The 15,782-nt window shown below is 70.6% G+C and carries 16 protein-coding genes and 1 tRNA gene; 14 read left to right on the top strand and 3 right to left on the bottom strand.

The window, feature by feature from the left end; all coding sequences use genetic code 11:
- Positions 1-23 precede the first annotated feature (23 nt).
- From ACZ7GX_RS30610 to ACZ7GX_RS30560, 11 genes are all read left to right on the top strand, one after another.
- Positions 24-443: an RRQRL motif-containing zinc-binding protein gene (locus ACZ7GX_RS30610; protein ID WP_498781655.1), complete on the top strand. Its 420-nt coding sequence runs from the start codon at positions 24-26 to the stop codon at positions 441-443.
- A complete protein-coding gene (locus tag ACZ7GX_RS30605) occupies positions 443-847 on the top strand; it encodes a hypothetical protein (protein WP_498781654.1) in 405 nt (134 codons plus the stop codon). The genes ACZ7GX_RS30610 and ACZ7GX_RS30605 overlap by 1 nt, the downstream gene beginning before the upstream one ends.
- Positions 844-1,773, top strand: coding sequence for an ABC transporter permease (locus ACZ7GX_RS30600; RefSeq protein ID WP_498781653.1), 930 nt, complete (start codon positions 844-846; stop codon positions 1,771-1,773). The genes ACZ7GX_RS30605 and ACZ7GX_RS30600 overlap by 4 nt, the downstream gene beginning before the upstream one ends.
- Positions 1,770-4,061: a cell division protein FtsK gene (locus ACZ7GX_RS30595; protein ID WP_498781652.1), complete on the top strand. Its 2,292-nt coding sequence runs from the start codon at positions 1,770-1,772 to the stop codon at positions 4,059-4,061. The genes ACZ7GX_RS30600 and ACZ7GX_RS30595 overlap by 4 nt, the downstream gene beginning before the upstream one ends.
- A 188-nt stretch (positions 4,062-4,249) precedes the next feature.
- Entirely contained in the window at positions 4,250-4,555 is a 306-nt protein-coding gene (locus ACZ7GX_RS30590; RefSeq protein WP_498781651.1) for a hypothetical protein, read from the top strand.
- A 1-nt stretch (position 4,556) separates the two neighbouring features.
- Positions 4,557-5,465 (top strand): hypothetical protein, encoded by a 909-nt coding sequence (locus ACZ7GX_RS30585; RefSeq protein ID WP_498781650.1) that lies wholly within the window; start codon positions 4,557-4,559, stop codon positions 5,463-5,465.
- A gap of 151 nt (positions 5,466-5,616) precedes the next feature.
- Positions 5,617-6,561, top strand: coding sequence for a bifunctional DNA primase/polymerase (locus ACZ7GX_RS30580; protein WP_498781649.1), 945 nt, complete (start codon positions 5,617-5,619; stop codon positions 6,559-6,561).
- 74 nt (positions 6,562-6,635) lie between these two features.
- Positions 6,636-7,445, top strand: coding sequence for a hypothetical protein (locus tag ACZ7GX_RS30575; protein WP_498781648.1), 810 nt, complete (start codon positions 6,636-6,638; stop codon positions 7,443-7,445).
- Positions 7,442-8,596: a DUF3631 domain-containing protein gene (locus ACZ7GX_RS30570; protein WP_498781647.1), complete on the top strand. Its 1,155-nt coding sequence runs from the start codon at positions 7,442-7,444 to the stop codon at positions 8,594-8,596. The genes ACZ7GX_RS30575 and ACZ7GX_RS30570 overlap by 4 nt, the downstream gene beginning before the upstream one ends.
- Entirely contained in the window at positions 8,593-8,898 is a 306-nt protein-coding gene (locus ACZ7GX_RS30565; RefSeq protein ID WP_498781646.1) for a helix-turn-helix domain-containing protein, read from the top strand. The genes ACZ7GX_RS30570 and ACZ7GX_RS30565 overlap by 4 nt, the downstream gene beginning before the upstream one ends.
- Before the next feature lie 8 nt (positions 8,899-8,906).
- The gene (locus ACZ7GX_RS30560; RefSeq protein WP_498781645.1) at positions 8,907-10,220 is read left to right on the top strand and encodes a tyrosine-type recombinase/integrase; all 1,314 of its coding nucleotides are present in this window, start codon (positions 8,907-8,909) and stop codon (positions 10,218-10,220) included.
- Positions 10,221-10,297: 77 nt separating this feature from the next.
- Here the strand turns inward: ACZ7GX_RS30560 and ACZ7GX_RS30555 are convergent.
- The 3 genes from ACZ7GX_RS30555 to ACZ7GX_RS30545 all read right to left on the bottom strand — a co-directional run bounded on the left by ACZ7GX_RS30555 (position 10,298) and on the right by ACZ7GX_RS30545 (position 11,419).
- A tRNA-Ser gene (locus tag ACZ7GX_RS30555) sits at positions 10,298-10,382 on the bottom strand.
- A gap of 82 nt (positions 10,383-10,464) precedes the next feature.
- Positions 10,465-10,899: a nucleoside deaminase gene (locus tag ACZ7GX_RS30550; RefSeq protein WP_230570133.1), complete on the bottom strand. Its 435-nt coding sequence runs from the start codon at positions 10,897-10,899 to the stop codon at positions 10,465-10,467.
- 31 nt (positions 10,900-10,930) lie between these two features.
- On the bottom strand, positions 10,931-11,419 hold the full coding sequence (locus tag ACZ7GX_RS30545; protein WP_498781644.1) for a tRNA adenosine deaminase-associated protein: 489 nt from the start codon (positions 11,417-11,419) through the stop codon (positions 10,931-10,933).
- Positions 11,420-11,508: 89 nt separating this feature from the next.
- Between ACZ7GX_RS30545 and ACZ7GX_RS30540 the strand changes: the two genes are divergently transcribed.
- The 3 genes from ACZ7GX_RS30540 (at position 11,509) to ACZ7GX_RS30530 (ending at position 15,747) form a co-directional block, all read left to right on the top strand.
- The gene (locus ACZ7GX_RS30540) at positions 11,509-12,744 is read left to right on the top strand and encodes a M20 metallopeptidase family protein (RefSeq protein WP_498781643.1); all 1,236 of its coding nucleotides are present in this window, start codon (positions 11,509-11,511) and stop codon (positions 12,742-12,744) included.
- Positions 12,745-13,023: 279 nt separating this feature from the next.
- A complete protein-coding gene (locus tag ACZ7GX_RS30535) occupies positions 13,024-13,974 on the top strand; it encodes a prephenate dehydrogenase (protein ID WP_498781642.1) in 951 nt (316 codons plus the stop codon).
- 9 nt (positions 13,975-13,983) lie between these two features.
- Entirely contained in the window at positions 13,984-15,747 is a 1,764-nt protein-coding gene (locus ACZ7GX_RS30530; RefSeq protein ID WP_498781641.1) for a fibronectin type III domain-containing protein, read from the top strand.
- Positions 15,748-15,782: the final 35 nt, after the last annotated feature.

Here is a 15,782-nt window from a genome sequence, read left to right as displayed (position 1 = left end):
GCCGCCGGTTTCCGTGGGTGTGGGTGGAGTCGGTGCCCTGGGCCGCCGGAGCGGTGCTCACGCGCGGCACCGTGGACGGGTTGCCGCTGCTGACCTGGGGTCGTGCACCGCGCGAGAAGTTGGCTACCCGCCGTCAGTTGCGGAAGTTGGACCTGCGTCCCGGCGGTGCGGATCCGGTGGCGGTGCTCTACGTGCGTCACCGCGCGTCCGGTCGCCGCAACTTCGCGAATCTCTACCTGATCGACCGCGCCAAGCCCGTCCGGCCGATGACCCCGGCCAAGTGGCGCGCGCTGGCGCTGGCCAACCGCGCCCGCCGTATCTGCCGCAGCTGCGGCAAAGACGCGCTGTACGTGCTGCCGACCAGCACCCGCTTGTGCTGGCCGTGTTTCGAGGCCGAGACCGCCGAGAGCGGCACGGCCGTCGACTACGCGGAGGCCGCGTGATGAGCCTCCGACTTCCTTCTCCGATCACCTCGGACCGGCGGCGGACTCCCGCCAAGAAGACACCGCCGGTCCTGGTCTCCACCACCCAGAAGAGCAGGCAGGAGAGCATCAGCATGTCGAGTCCGACGACGTCGCACAACCTGACCGGTGACCTGATCACCGCCTACCCGCTGCCGTTCCTGTTGCTGGCCGCTGTCGTCGCCGTGGTGACGTTGCTGCTGTGGCGGGTTGTGCTGTCCGCCCTGCTGACCGTGTCGGCGCTGTGGACGCTGGCCGCGCACGACGGCAACGCCGCGGTGCTGGCCGCGCTGCTCATGCTGGCGTTCGCCGCGGCGCTGGTGTTTCAGCCCGCCCGCGGTGCGCGCCGTCCGGTGCAGATGCGCCGTGAGGAGGTGGCGGCGTGACCAGCTCCTACCCGCTCCCGTTGGACACGTTGACCGACCAGGTGCGGAACCTGGCGAACGAGCTGGGCCAGTGGCCGTCACGCAACCAGGTGATGAAGCGCTGCAAGGTGGGTGCGCCCAAGGCGAGTGCGGCGTTGAACGCGCTCAAGGCCACCGGGTTCCGCCCGCTTCGCCCGCCCTTCCCGGAGGTGTCGGCACCCGTGGTGCGTCTGCACTCCGTGCCGGTCGACTCCGAGCGGCCGACCCCGTCGGTGACGGAAGCGACCGGGGCGCAAGCGTCACCCACCGGGGACGAAACCCCGCCGGCTGGGAAGCGTCACGCGGCCCCGGACGACAGCGACGCCACCGAGGACACCCCGGCTGTTCTCGCCGAGATCGCATCCGACGACGCCGTAGAGGTCAGCCCGGTCACGGACCCGGTACAGGCCACCGTGAGGGTCGAGAACGACGCCCCGGCGGAGACACCCGTGCGGCGTGCGGCGCGGGTGCGGTCGTGGCCGCTGCTGTTGCTGGCCGCGGGTGCGTTCGTGGCCATCTGGGGTGGCTGGGTGGGTCTGGGTGAGAAGGCCGGGTTCGGTGAGATCCGGCTGTTGCCCGGTATCGCGGACGGGTTCGTCATCAACTCCGCGATCACCCTGCCCATCGGGGTGGAGGCGTACGCCGCCTACGCGTTGCGGGTGTGGCTGTCCGGTGCCACCAAGTCGGCGCGGGCCCGGTCGTTCGCCCGCGGGTCGGCGATCGGTTCGCTCGTGCTCGGTGCGCTCGGTCAGGTGGCCTACCACCTGATGGAGGCGTCCGGGGTCGACGTGGCCCCGTGGTGGATCACCACGTTCGTCTCGGTGCTGCCCGTGGTCGTGCTCGGCTGCGGCGCTGCCCTGACCCACCTGCTCCACGACCAGGACGACGACGTGGAGGTGTCCCGATGAGCATCACCACCACGGCGGTCGGGACGCCCGACCCCGCCGACCGGCCCGACGAGAGCGCGTCGAACGGCAACGTCTACCGACTCCCCGTCACCGACGCTCACGCCGTGATCGGCGGCGGCGACGAAACCCCGGCGCCAGACGGCCCGGCAATCGTCACGCCCCCCGGCACTGCGGTTGAGCAGGCACCCGAAGTGCTGGATGCGGAGTTGGTCGAGGACGACACCACGGGTGAGGGCCCGACGGTGTTGGTCGACCAGCCCGGTAGCACCAGCGACGGTGACTGGGTGGCGCGGCTGCGGGAGACCGAGCGGTTGCCGATCGTGCCCGGTTACCTGCGCACGGTCTCGGAGGCGAAGCAGACGGTGGGGTGGGTGGCGCGGCACTACGCGCACGCCACCGGCTACCACGCGGCCCGGGTGCCGCTGTACCTGCTCAAGCTCGCCGCCCGGTCCCCGCAGGGCGCGGTGCTGTTGCTGGCCGCGACCGGCCGGTGGGTCTCGGACTCGGAAGGGCGTCCGCTGCGGCGGGAGATGGCCGTCCGGGGTGAGGCCGAGAAGTACCTCAAGCTCGTCGCGGAACGCAACGCGCGGGTCCGGCTGCGCACGATCCTGCTGTTGGTGGGGTCCACCCTCGGGGTGGTGCTGTTCATGGTGCTGCCCTCGGTCACGCCGGGGTGGGTCACCTGGGTCTGCGGCATGGTTGCGCTGGGCATTCTCGGCAAGCTCGGCACCCCGGCGGACAAGCCCGTCGCTGGCCGTGCGGTGATCGGTGCGCAGGCGGCCAAGCTCACCTCGGACGTCGTGGTGCGGGCGTTGTCGAGCCTGGGCATCGGTGGGATCAACCAGGCGGTGGCCAAGACCGGTGAGCGTGCCATCGGGTTCACCGCGCCCATCACCCGCGACGGGCCCGGCTGGCGGGCGGACGTGGAGCTGCCCGGCGGTGTCACCGCCACCGAGGTCATCGAGAAGCGGGAGAAGCTCGCCTCCGGACTCGGGCGTCCACTCGGGTGCGTCTGGCCCGAGCACAACACCACCGGCCACCCCGGCCAGCTCGTGCTGTGGGTCGGTGACCGGGACATGTCCAAGGCCAAGCAGCCCGCCTGGCCGCTGGCCAAGGGTGCCGCGATCGACCTGTTCACGCCGCAGCCGTTCGGCACCGACGTCCGTGGCCGGTGGGTCGAGATCGTGCTGATGTTCGTGTCCGGGATCATCGGCGCGGTCCCGCGTATGGGCAAGACGTTCACGTTGCGCGAGCTGCTGATCATCGCCGGGCTCGACGTCCGGGCGGAGCTGCACAGCTACGACCTCAAGGGCACCGGCGACCTGTCCCCACTCGCGCCCGTGTCGCACCGCTACCGGGCCGGTGACGACCCGGAAGACCTGGAGTACGCCTTGGTCGACCTGCGGGCGCTGCGGGAGGAGATGCGCCGCCGTACCAAGGTGATCCGGGAACTGCCCAAGGACCTCTGCCCCGAGAACAAGGTCACCACCGAGTTGGCGTCCAAGCGGTCGTTGGGGCTGCACCCGATCGTGATCGGGGTGGACGAGTGCCAGGTGTGGTTCGAGCACGAGCAGCACGGTGCGGAGTTCGAGGAGATCTGCACCGACCTGGTCAAGCGCGGCCCGGCCACCGGCATCGTGTTGATCCTGGCCACCCAGCGGCCGGACTCCAAGTCCATCCCGACCCAGATCAGCGACAACGCCGTGTTGCGGTTCTGCCTCAAGGTGACCGGGCAGATGGCCAACGACATGGTGTTGGGCACCTCGTCGTACAAGAACGGTGAGCGCGCCACCCAGTTCACCCTGTCCGACAAGGGGATCGGGCTGCTCAAGGGCGTCACCGACGAGACCACCACCGTCAAGGGCGTCTACATCGACGGCCCCGGCGCTGAGACCATCGCCGCACGGGCACGCGCGCTGCGCACCGCCGCCGGGCTGCTGACCGGCTACGCGGCCGGGCTGGACGTCGAAGTCGACGACATCGCGGCCGACACCCTGCTACCGGACGTGCTGACCGCGATGGGCAACGCCGACAAGGCGTGGTCTGAGTCCATCGTGGACCGGTTGGCGGAGCTGCGACCGGCCGTCTACGGCCCGTGGGCCACCGACGACAACGGGCCCCGTGACGGCAAGGACAAGGCCGCCCGCCTGTCCTCCGCCCTCAAGCCCTACGGCATCACCACCGTGCAGGTGTGGGGCACCGACCCCGCCACCGGCAAGGGAGCCAACCGGCGCGGCGTCGACCGCGACCACATCACCACCGCCATCACGAAGCGTGACGGAAAGTAGGTCGGGCGGCTAGCCCGGAACGGCGCTGGGTCTAGCACCCAACCCCGCTAGACCTAGCGCCCCCGCTAGCACCCCATCACTTGCCTGATCAGCGCCCTAGTTCCTAGCGGCGTCGGTGCCGCACACCCTGAAACAGCCCGAAAGGCCATATCGTGACCCCCTCACGCGTCGCGTTCACCACTCTCCTCTTGCTCACGTTAAGTGACCACTCCGATGTGAAGCCGGTCGGCATCGTCGGACTGTTGCTGCTGGCCGTGGTCCACATCGGCCTGTACGCCACCCACCCGTTCAAGCCCTGCCGCACCTGCAAAGGCGCGGGCAAGCACCGGTCCCCGCTGGCCGTGGCCTACCGGCCCTGCCGCCGCTGCGACGGCAGCGGAATGCGGCTGCGCACCGGCCGCAAGGCGTGGAACGCGATCACCCGCACCCGCCGCGACCGCCGCGCCGCCGCCAACAACCGCCGCCCGAAGCCGCAGGACAACCGGGGGACGTGACATGTGTCGAGCCGGAGGACGTCGCTGCAAGGGCAGCCAAGCCAGCAGCCGCGCCACCCAAACCGCCCGTAAGCAGCGCTCCCGGGCACGGCAAGCGCTGCGCCGGGCCAAGGCCGCCGGGGACGGCGATGCCATCGCCAGGGCCGAACAACGACTCGCGCAAGCCGACGCCACCGTGCAAGCGGCCAAGGAGAACATCGTGCACAGCGACGACAACGGCAACGCCGCAGGTCACAGCGGGGACGTGACCGACCCCACCCCGGTGACCGTCCCGGTGACGGGCGAACTGTCCGACAAGCCGTTGCTGGAGAACACCTGGGGAGACCTGGGCAACACCAGCCCGGTGCACTACCACGACGACGGCCCGGTCGGGACGGCGGTCAAGTACATGGGGCCCGACGCCCGGATGGACATCGACGGCGAACCGCTGGCCAACGTCGTGGGCCGTATCGCCACCGACGTCGTGCGCCGCAAGGCCACGGCCCAACAGGCCGTCGACGACCTCAAGCAGCTGCGCGACCGGCTCCCCGAGGGCAGCCGCGCCAAGACGTGCCTGTCGCAGGCGGTCCGCGACATGGACGGCCCGGACACGCCCGTCCCGCAGGTCCCGGACGGCACGCCCGAGGTCCTGCGCGACCTGGTGCGCACGCTGCACGCCGTTCCGATGGTCCGCCGCGAACCGGACAAGGAGCTACAGCCCCTGCTGGAGATCTGTGGTCGTGTCGCGGCAGGGGACAAGCTCGCCCGCGCGCTGATGGGCGACGAGGTCAAGCGGCTGCGCAACAAGCGTCACGAGAGCCTCGGGGACAGCGGCAAGTTCGAGATCGACGACGCCGTGAACGATGCCGTCGCCGTGCTCAAGGAGCAGGCACGACAGCAGCGCGAACAGCGCCGCACGCAGGGGACGTGACCACACCGGACACCGGCAGCCACGTCGGCACCGACCGGCGCGGCACGGATTGATCCGCATCACCGCAGCTCGCACCGGGGACGTGACCACTCCCCGTCCCCGGTGCGAGTGCAAGCAGCCACCACTGTCACAGCGTCCACAGGAGACAGTCATGGACTCCCGCGACGAACTCAAGCGCCACGCCCTGGCCGCCGCAGCCCTCGGCTTCCACGTCTTCCCACTGCGTCCCGGCACCAAGATCCCCGCCCTGCACGGCGCGAAGTCCTGCCCCCGCAACGGAACCTGCACCACCGGTCACGTCGGCTGGGAGCAGCGCGCCACCACCGACCCGGCCGTCATCGAACGCTGCTGGTCGGCCGGAGCGTTCAACATCGGCATCGCCACCGGCCCGTCCGGGCTGCTCGTGGTCGACCTCGACACCCCGAAGACACCCGCCGCACAGGACAAGAACGGCTGTAGTCGGCAGGGGATCGAGTGGGGACGTGACGTGCTCACCGACCTCTGCGTGCGTGGCGGTCACCCGGTCGAGCAGATGTTCGACACCCGCGCCGTCGCCACCCCGCGCGGCGGTGAACACCTGTACTACCGGGCCCCGTCCGATGTGGAGCTGCGCAACACCCAGGACGCACTCGGGACGCTGATCGACACCCGCGCGGCCGGTGGCTACGTCGTCGCACCCGGATCGACCACCCCGGACGGCACCTACACGACCACCGACGACCGCGAACCCGCCGACCCGCCGGGGTGGTTGGTCCAGGCACTGTCCCCCAAGCCGCGTACGGCCATCTCAGCGCCCGTTGTGCTGCCCACACAGCGACGCGACGCCTACGTGGACGCCGCAGTCAGGGCCGAGTGCGACAGGGTCGCAGCGGCCCAACGAGGCAAGCACAGCAAGACCCTGTTCATCGCAGCCGTCGCGCTCGGCCGCCACGTCGGGGAGGGCAATCTCTCTCCGACTACAGCAGAGCACCACCTGCTCACCGCAGCGGCCCACATGATCGGCCCCGGCTGCGACTGCACCGAAGCCAAGGTCCGCCGCACCATCAGCGACGGACTCCGCGCCGGAGCCAGCACCCCACGGCGGGGTGCGGCATGAACCGCCCGCGTCTGCTGGACCTGTTCTGCTGCGCAGGCGGCGCGTCCGCCGGGTACCACGCGGCAGGGTTCGACGTGACCGGCGTCGACATCGAGCCACAACCGCACTACCCGTTCCCGTTCATCCAAGCCGACGCCCTCACCGTCGACCTGTCCGGCTACGACGTGATCGCAGCGTCACCGCCGTGCCAGCGCTACTCCGCGGCCACCCCCGCAGACCGGCGCGACGACCACCCCGACCTTGTCGACCCGATCCGTCAGCGGCTGCGCGACGCCGTCGCCCGAGGGGACGTGTGGGGTTACGTCATCGAGAACGTCCCCGGATCACCCCTGCACGACCCGATCACCATCTGCGGCGACACGCTGCGCCTCGGCGTGCGCCGACACCGCCTGTTCGAGTCCAACCTCGACCTGCACGGCACACCCTGCCACCACGACCGCGGCGCACCCGCCGTTCCCGTCTACGGCTCCTACGGCCAGCGCGGGAGACGAAACCCAGCCGGCGGGGAAGCGTCACGGAACCCCGTCGAAGGGGAAGCGTCACCCGGCACACCGACCGAGGTCGGACGCGCGGCCATGGGCATCGACTGGATGCCCTGGCCCAACCTCACCCAGGCCATCCCGCCGCCCTACACGTTCTGGATCGGCGTGCAGCTCATCGGCCACGCACGCCACCACGCCACGCCCGTGACGCAAGCGCCCAGGGCGCAAACGTCACCCCGCCGCGCCATTCCGATGACGGAAGCCACCGGCGCCGGTGGAAAACGTCACTGCCGATGCGGCACCCCACTCACCCGCCCCGCCACCGGCCGATGGCCACGCCACTGCTCCCAAGCCTGCCGACAAGCCGCCTACCGCGAACGCACGAGAGGAACCGCAGCATGACCGCCGCACTGCGTGTCGTCCCGACCGCTCCGCCCCTGCCCGGCCACGTCATCCTCGACCAGGTCCGCGACTTCGTCGCGCGGTTCTCCGCGTTCCCCTCGCAACACTGCGCCCCGATGCTCGCCCTCTGGTACGCGCACACCTGGGCCGCGGAGCACTTCTACGTCACGCCCCGGCTGATCCTCTCGTCGGCCGAACCGGGGTCCGGCAAGACGCGCGTGCTCGAAGTCGCCAAGCACCTCACCTTGGCACCGGAGATGACCGCTTCAGGGTCCGCCGCGGCGTTGGTGCGCATGGTCGCCGCCGGTCCCATCACGATCCTGTTGGACGAGGTGGACACCATCTTCGCCGCGGGCGGCGGCGGTAACGAGGACGTGCGCGGGATGCTCAACCTCGGCTACAAGCGCACCGCCACCATCCCCAAGGTCAAGGGTGACGCCGGGGCCGGTTTCGTGGTCGAACGTCTCCCCATCTTCGCGCCCGCCGCGCTGGCCGGACTGGTCGGCTCCATGCCCGACACCCTCACCACCCGCGCCATCACGGTCAACCTGCGCAAGCGCCGCCACGACGAACACGTGGACGGCTACCTGGAACGCCGCGCCGAACGTGACGCCGCGCCGATCCGCGACGCGCTGGCCACCTGGATCACCGGCATCGGGGAACAGCTCGGTGACGCTGAACCGACCATGCCGACCGGTGTGCACGACCGGTCCGCCGAAATCTGGGAACCGCTGCTGGCCATCGCCGACGCGGCCGGAGGCCACTGGCCCGAGACCGCACGGGCCGCGTGCGTGCACTTCGTGCTCAGCGCCAACAAGCCCACCCCATCGCTCGGAATCCAACTTCTGGCCGACCTCCGCACGCTGTTCACCACCGCCGGTACCGACCGGATGCACACCACCGACATCGTGGAACGCCTCCGCGCGATGGACGACGCGCCGTGGTCCGACCTGCACGGCAAATCATTGGACGCACGACGACTTGCGCGGGAACTGAGCCGCTACCAGGTCGCACCGCTCACGTTCAAGCACAACAACACCGTTGCTAAGGGCTACGTCACCTACCCCACCGACACGCAGGTCGATCAGGTCGGCTTGGCGGACGCCTGGGCACGCTACCTGCCTGTCGAAACTCCGGAGGGCGCGGCATGAGCGCAAACGCTCGCAATACGGAGATCGCTGAACTGATCGCGCGGTTGACCGTCCTCATGACGACACAACCGGCAGCAGTCGAACTTCCCTCACCTCGTCCGACTCCAGAACGAGTGCTACTCACCGTCGAAGAAGCCGCCGAGCGGCTGAACATCGGCAAGACCAAGGCGTATGCCCTGGTGAAGTCAGGAGAGCTCGAATCGGTGCAGATCGGCCGTTTGCGGCGGATTCACGTAGACGCGATCAGTCGCTACGCCGCTCGGCTGGTTGCCGAGCAGACCTCTACCCGTCCGGCTGCGTAGGAGACCAGGTGCCACGCGAGAAGAAGACCCGAAACTCCAACGGTCGATCGAGCATTTACTACAGCGAGAAAGACAAGTGCTGGCACGGCTATGTCACGGTCGGAGTGAAGGACAACGGCAGGCCGGACCGCAGGCACGTCCGTGGTCAGAACCAGTCCGAAGTCACTGACAAGGTTCGTAGGCTGGAGAAGGAACGGGACGAGGGGCGCGTTCGGAAGGCGGGCCAGAACTGGACCGTCGAAACCTGGCTCAAGCACTGGTTGCACAACATCGTCGCTCCGCCGGTCGTCACAGAGAACGCCTACAGCGCGTACGAAGTGGCGGTACGCGTCCACTTGGTACCCGGAATCGGTGCGCACCGGTTGGACAAGTTGCAGCCGGAGCACCTCGAAAAACTCTACCGCAAAATCCTGAAGCAGAAGACGAAGTTCGGGCCGACCACAAGCGCGGCAACCGTGCACCAAGTCCATCGGACCATCCGAGCCGCGCTGAACGTCGCAGTGCGGCGGAAGCATCTGACAGGGAATCCGGCGTTGGAAGCCAAGGCACCGAAGGTCGAGGAAATCGAGGTTGAACCGTACACGGTGGACCAGGTCAAGGCGCTCTTGGAGACCGCCCAGAAGCGACGCAACGGTGCGCGGTGGGCTATCGCGTTGGCACTCGGACTTCGGCAGGGGGAAGCACTCGGCTTGCGCTGGTCGGACGTGGATTTGGAGGTTGGGACGCTCACAGTCCGTCGGAACAGGCTGCGCCCGAAGTGGCAGCACGGGTGCGCCAAGCCGTGCGGCAAGAAGTACGGCGGTTACTGCCCGGACAGAGTGCCGGTACGTGCTGAGACGGCAGGGACGAAGTCCGCCGCAGGTAAGCGCGGAATCGGCCTGCCGGACGAGTTGGTGAGGTTGCTCAAGCTTCACCAGGCCGAACAGAACCGGGAACGGGAGAAGGCGGCTGACCTGTGGACCGAAACCGGCTATGTGTTCACCACGCCGACCGGCGCACCGCTCAACCCGCGTTCGGATTACGACGAGTGGAAACGACTGGTCGAAGCCGCGAAGGTGCCGGATGGCCGTCTGCACGACGCTCGACACACCGCGGCAACGGTGCTGCTGCTGCTCAGGGTCGCCGAGCGGACCGTGATGGGCATCATGGGCTGGTCGAACACAGCGATGGCAGCCCGGTACCAGCACATCACCGCAGCAATCCGTCGGGACGTGGCCGAGCGGGTCGGAGGGTTGCTCTGGAAGCCCGCTGAGGAGCCGTCTGAGACCGCGGACGACGGGGACGAGGGAGACGCCACCGGAGCACCCGTACCGGCCGCCTGACAGGGCAATTGCCACCAGGAATGCCACCAGACGTCAGAGCCCCGGTTGCCATGATCGGCAACCGGGGCTCTGACCTGCGGTGGCGGTGGGATTTGAACCCACGGAGGCTTTCACCTCACACGCTTTCGAGGCGTGCTCCTTCGGCCGCTCGGACACGCCACCGCCGAGAACAATACAAGACCGCCGCGCTTGCACCCAACAGGGGGTGGTCGATCGGATCTGCGCTGGTCAGAGCGGCAGAGGGTCACAGGTCCGCGAAGAACGACTCCATCAGGGCGGCGCAGCGCTCGGCCAGGACACCGCCGACGACTTCCGGTCGGTGGTTCAGGCGGCGGTCGCGCACCACGTCCCACAGGGAGCCGACAGCGCCGGTCCGGGGTTCCCAGCAGCCGAAGACCACCCGGTCCACGCGGGCCAGGACCAGCGCGCCCGCGCACATCGTGCACGGCTCCACGGTCACCGCCAGGGTGCAGCCGGTGAGGCGCCAGCCGTCGCCGTAGGCCGCGGCGGCGGCGCGGAGGGCCAGGACCTCGGCGTGCGCGGTCGGGTCGCCCAGGGCTTCGCGGGCGTTGCAGGCGCGCGCCAGCTCGGCGCCGTCCGGTCCGTAGACGACCGCGCCGATGGGGATGTCGCCGGTCCCGGGCGCCTCGGCGGCGACCTCCAGGGCGGCTTCGACCATCGCCTCGTCGGACGCCTCGCTGATCACGCGATCACGCCTGGAGGCTGTCCAGCAGCTTGGTGAACTCGTCGCCGAACCCGCAGCGCTGCGCGATCATCTGCAGCTGCTCGTCCGGGTACAGGTCGACCTCGTCCACGATCACCTGCATCTCGTGCTCCGGCATGCCGAGGTCGGCGAGCACGGCGAGGTCGCCCTCGGGCCACAGCTCGTCGTCCTCCTCGTCCGGCGGGTCGACCCGGAGCAGGTCGAGGACGTCGGCGGCGATGTCGTAGTCGAGCGCGGCCGCGGCGTCGGACAGCAGGAGCGACACCCCACCCGGCACCGGGCGCAGGACGATGAAGAACTCGTCGTCCACCGCCAGCAGCCCGAAGACGGCACCCGTCGAGCGCAGTTGGCGCAGTTCCGTGATCGCCGCGTCGAGCTCGGACAGCGCCGAGCTGTCCATCTTGCTGCACCGCCAGCGGCCGTCTTCACGAACGACCGCGACAGCGAAGCCGTTGACCGGCTCCTGGTGTGCCATGTGCACACCGTAGGGCCACACCTCGGCACCCGGTAGCACGGGGGCCTCGGCCACGGGCACGGGGGGCCGACCGATGCCACTATCGAGGGATGAGCACAACTCTGCCGAACGCCAGGACGACCGCCCCCGAGCCCAGGTTCACCGGGCTGGTGGAAGCCGCCCGAGCCCTCCAGCCCAGGACAGTGGCGTTGCGACGGCAGGTGCACCGGCACCCCGAGCAGGGGTTGGACCTGCCCGCGACCCAGGCCGCGATCCAGCACGCGCTGTCCGGCCTGCCGGTCGAGGTGACCACCGGCGGGTCCAGCAGCTCGGTCACCGCGGTGCTGCGCGGCGGCAAGCCCGGGCCGACCGTCCTGCTGCGCGGCGACATGGACGCGCTGCCGTTGCAGGAGGAGACGGGCCTGGCGTACGCCTCGGAGATCGACGGCTCCATGCACGCCTGCGGCCACGACACGCACGTCGCCATGCTCGCCTCCGCGGCACGCCTGCTCTCCTCACGCCGCGAGGCGCTGGCCGGTCAGGTCGTGTTCATGTTCCAGCCCGGCGAGGAGGGTCAGCACGGCGCTCGGCACATGCTCGACGAGGGCGTGCTCGACGCCGCGGGCACCCCGGTGGAGAAAGCGTTCGCCCTGCACATCACCTCCACGCTCCAGTCGGGCGTCGTCGTCTGCCGCCCCGGGCCGACGATGGCCTCGGCGGACACCTTCCACATCACCGTCAAGGGCCGCGGCGGGCACGGCGGCATGCCGCACGACGCGATCGACCCGGTGCCGCCCGCCGCCGCCATGGTCGGCGCGCTGCAGACGATGGTCGCCAGGCGGGTCAGCGTGCACCACCCGGCCGTGGTCACCATCGGCCACATCACCGCGGGCACGACGACCAACATCATCCCGGAGACCGCGCTGGTCGAGGGCACCATCCGGACGCTCTCGGAGGACACCAGGGCCCTGGTGCACCGCGAGCTCCAGCAGGTCGTCACGCACGTGGCCGCCGCGCACGGCTGCACGGCCGAGGTCGAGATCGTCCCCGGCTACCCGGTCACGGTGAACGACGACGCGGTCGGCCCGCACGTCGTCGACATCACCGCGGCGGCCCTCGGCTCACGGTGGGCCTCCCCCATGGACGACCCGCTGATGGGCGCCGAGGACTTCTCGTACGTGCTGCAACGGGTGCCGGGCGCAATCGCCTTCCTGGGCGCCTGCCCGCGCGGGGTCGAACTGGACCGCGCGGAGCCGAACCACTCGAACCGGGTGCTCTTCGACGAGGCGGCCATGGAGCACGGAGTCGTCGTCTACACCGCGTTCGCGCTGGACGCCCTCCGGTAGGCCGGTCGGCGGCAGGACAAGTCGCGGTAGCACAGCCGTCGGCAGGACGGTCGGCGACAGAACAGTCGGCGGCACGGTGGTCGGCGGCGGAACGAACTGCGGCAGTAAGGACTGCGGTAGGCCGAAGGCGGACGTGAGGTGAGGTCGGGGCTGTGGTGGTCATGGCCTCGACTTTGCCGTCCGGCGCGGGGTGGTGCGATCGGTGATCGCCGATCTGTGGACAACTCCTGTCCTGTGGACAAGTAGGGGCTGCCCGTCCGCGCCGGCAGGATGAGCGCCGTGCGAAGCGTCTGCGTGGTCGGGCTCGGGTTGATCGGTGGTTCGGTGTTGCGCGCGGCAGCCGCCGCGGGGTGCGTGACCTGGGGCGCGACCGCTTCGACAGCCGACGCGGAGGCGGCCCGGCAGGACGGCTACGACGTGGTCGACCTCGCCGGGGCACTCGAACGCGCGCGCGTACACGACGCGCTCGTCGTCGTGGCCGTTCCGCTGCCGGCTGTGGAAGAAGTGCTCCGCGCCCTCCCCGACGGCGTCCGGCTCACCGACGTGGTCAGCGTCAAGGGCCCGGTCGCCGACCTGGTCCGCCGCGTCGCCCCGCACGCCCGCTACGTCGGCGGCCACCCGATGGCCGGCACCTCCTCCTCGGGCTGGTCCGCGGGCCGCGCCGACCTCTTCCACGACGCCGCCTGGGTCGTCACCGCCGAGGACGACGCCGACCCGGACGTCCTCACCGACGTCATGGCACTGGCCTTCGCCGCAAAGGCGCACGTCGTGCCGACCACCGCCCTGGAGCACGACGCCGCGGTGGCCCGCATCTCCCACCTGCCGCACCTGCTCGCCGCCGTGCTGGCCAGCGTCGGCGCGGACGGCGGACCGCTCGCGCTCTCCCTGGCCGCGGGCTCGTTCGGCGACGGCACGCGCGTCGCGGGCAGCCGTCCCGAACTCGTCCGCGCCATGTGCGAGGGCAACCGCGGCGCGCTGCTCGACGCCGTGGACGACGCCCTGGGCCGGCTCGGCGCGGCCCGCGGCTCGCTCGCCTCGACCGGCGGCCTGGCCAAGACCATCGACGCCGGTCACGCCGCACGCGTGGCGTTGCAGAACCAGACCACGCGCACCGACCTGACCATCGACCTCACCGCGCCCGACGCCCTGCGCGCCCTGCGCGACCTGGGGTCACGCGGAGGCCGGGTCGTTGCGCTGAACGGCACAACCGCGCTCGCACGCACCCCATAAGGTGCATCGGTGGAGCGTCGCAAGCTCATCGCCGTCGTAGGGGGTCTCGCACTCCTCGGCGGCGCGGTGGCGGTCCTGCGCAACGAATCCGCTCCCCCTCCCCCGCAGGCCTTCGAACGGTTCCTGGACGAGAAGGTCGAGTACGTCCCCGACACCCAACACCTGGCCACGCCCACCGACCTGCGCCTGACCGCCGTGGACCGCACGAGCCTGCGCGCCACCTGGACGGCCACCGACGGCATCGGCCACGGCGGCTTCGAGGTGCGCTGGAACGGCCGGACCCGCCTGGTCCGCGGCACCGAGACCGAGCTGACCGACCTCGAGGCCAACGCCGACGTCACCGTCGAGGTCCGCGCGCTGGACGCGATGGGCAACCGCTCCGACCCCGCCACCGCGAAGGCCGTGCCGAGGCTCGCGTACGACGAGACGTGGCTCGACGGCCTGATGACGCCCCTGGACCTGTTCGACGGCCCGGAAGCGCTCAACCCGCGGCGGTGGCGGGTCTTCGACCGCGGCAACACCGACTGCCTCTGCCTCCGCCCGCTCAACGGCGAGCGGCTGGAGATCGACTGCGACCGCGTCGACCTCCAGTCCAACGTGCCGCTGCGGTTCGGCGCGCCCGCCCCGGACGGCGCGGTCGCCGAGGTCTCCCTCACCACCGACGGCCCGATCGGCTACCGGCCGGACGAGAGCGCGGTGCTGATCGCCCTGCTGCCCGACCCGGTGCACGACCTCGGCCACCTGGAGGAACCGTTCCCGCCGGACGTCCTGGTCCTGCGCATCACGCCGTTCGGCGCGCAGTTCGTCCTGGGTCACGACGCGCCGCTGGGCGAAACCTTCGGCACGTACCCGCCGCCGACACCGGGCGTCCGCCACCGCTGGGAGCTGCGCGTGCTGCCCGGCTCCGTGGTGGCGTTGCGCGACGGGGTCGAGGTGGCGTCCGCGCCGGTCCGGCTGCCGTGGACGTCCGCCCGCGTGCGCCTGGCGTTCCGGCAGGCGCAGGGCACCCACCTGGACACGTTCGGCATCGGCGGCGTGCCGGGCACGCCCGCGCCGGGTTCCGTGGCGCCGCTCGGTCCGGCCGACAAGCGCGACGGCGGGGTGTCGTTGGGCAACGTGGCCAACTCCCAGCTGGCCGGCGCGTCCTCGGTGCGCGTGGTCGCGTCCGTGGTCTCCGAACGCACCGCGCCGATCACCGTGGAGTTCGGCGCGCGGTCCGCGCCCGCGGTGTTCATGCCGTCGGACCACGGCCTCGACCAGTACCGCCCGTCCGTGGTCTACGCCGACTTCCCGCTGCCGTCGCCGGACTCGAACCCGAAGGTCGGGCTGCGCTCCGACGGCGGCCTCACCTCCTACAACGCGCACCTCGTCATCGCCGACGGTCAGGACGCGCGCCACCCGCTCCCCCGGCTCGTCAAGCGCCCGCTGCCCGACCCGTTGGTGCCCCCACCAGCGGTTTCGGTGGTGCACGAGTCCGTGAGCGACTCGTCGTTCCCCCTCTTCCCGCACGAGGGCGAGGTGCGGCTGACGGTCGAGCTCGCCGACACGCGGGCGCGCGAGGTCGCCGCCGTCAAGGGCGTGGAGGTCGACCTCGACGGCGAGCGGATCGCCGTGCTGCCGACGAACGGCTCGGCCGGCGGGCGGCACGAGTTCCTGATCGACCTCGCCGGGCTGGCCGGCGGTCGGCACGAGCTGGACGTGCGGGTACTCCCGGTGGACGAACGGCGGGGCGTGCAGTCGTACGAGCAGACCTTCGAGATCCGGCCGCTCTAGGCCCTTCTTGGTATCGGGTGCGCAACGACTTGGTG

The organism is Actinosynnema sp. NPDC037264 (assembly GCF_055603705.1).
This window is presented reverse-complemented; position numbering and strand designations above follow the sequence as displayed.

Excerpts from the sequence above, each read along its gene's own strand:
- ACZ7GX_RS30580 (WP_498781649.1), top strand. The coding sequence starts at position 5,617 with ATGGACTCCCGCGACGAACTCAAGCGCCACGCCCTGGCCGCCGCAGCC.
- ACZ7GX_RS30570 (WP_498781647.1), top strand. The coding sequence starts at position 7,442 with ATGACCGCCGCACTGCGTGTCGTCCCGACCGCTCCGCCCCTGCCCGGC.
- ACZ7GX_RS30540 (WP_498781643.1), top strand. The coding sequence starts at position 11,509 with ATGAGCACAACTCTGCCGAACGCCAGGACGACCGCCCCCGAGCCCAGG.
- ACZ7GX_RS30545 (WP_498781644.1), bottom strand. The coding sequence starts at position 11,419 with ATGGCACACCAGGAGCCGGTCAACGGCTTCGCTGTCGCGGTCGTTCGT.
- ACZ7GX_RS30605 (WP_498781654.1), top strand. The coding sequence starts at position 443 with ATGAGCCTCCGACTTCCTTCTCCGATCACCTCGGACCGGCGGCGGACT.
- ACZ7GX_RS30595 (WP_498781652.1), top strand. The coding sequence starts at position 1,770 with ATGAGCATCACCACCACGGCGGTCGGGACGCCCGACCCCGCCGACCGG.
- ACZ7GX_RS30550 (WP_230570133.1), bottom strand. The coding sequence starts at position 10,899 with ATGGTCGAAGCCGCCCTGGAGGTCGCCGCCGAGGCGCCCGGGACCGGC.
- ACZ7GX_RS30585 (WP_498781650.1), top strand. The coding sequence starts at position 4,557 with ATGTGTCGAGCCGGAGGACGTCGCTGCAAGGGCAGCCAAGCCAGCAGC.
- ACZ7GX_RS30565 (WP_498781646.1), top strand. The coding sequence starts at position 8,593 with ATGAGCGCAAACGCTCGCAATACGGAGATCGCTGAACTGATCGCGCGG.